Origin of the sequence: Duganella qianjiadongensis (assembly GCF_009857915.1) — a bacterium.
In the GTDB taxonomy this organism is placed as follows: Bacteria; Pseudomonadota; Gammaproteobacteria; order Burkholderiales; family Burkholderiaceae_D; genus Rugamonas; species Rugamonas qianjiadongensis.
In genome coordinates, this window is the sequence record NZ_WWCM01000080.1 from 1 (window position 1) to 404 (window position 404).

Below are 404 nucleotides of genomic sequence, written 5' to 3' on the forward strand. Positions count from 1 at the left end.
TTACGAAGCGTCCTATTTCATTTATTTCTTGTGAACATTTAATATTTTTTAAGTATCACGAAGACTAGCTTCGTGTGCACTTTCATCAAACGTCCACACTTATCGACTGTGAATTTTTAAAGAACTTGTTCGGTACTGCTTGCTGAGAAGCGTTGTGTTCATCAGCGAAGAGGCAAGAGTATGAACTGTTTATACTGTTTCGTCAAGACTCTTTGTAAGCTCAAAAATCATAGGCTTACACTTAAAGCAAAAAACCCCCGACAGTCTTCGACTGAAGGGGGTTTCTCTAATAACTAGCTTGACGATAACCTACTTTCACACTGGTTGCAGCACTATCATCGGCGCAGAGTTGTTTCACGGTCCTGTTCGGGATGGGAAGGGGTGGGACCAACTTGCTATGGTCA

Annotated in this window: 1 rRNA gene; it reads right to left on the reverse strand. The window is 41.8% G+C overall.

The window, feature by feature from the left end:
* Window positions 1-296 precede the first annotated feature (296 nt).
* A 5S ribosomal RNA gene (gene rrf, locus GTP27_RS23355) occupies window positions 297-404 on the reverse strand; the annotation flags it as partial.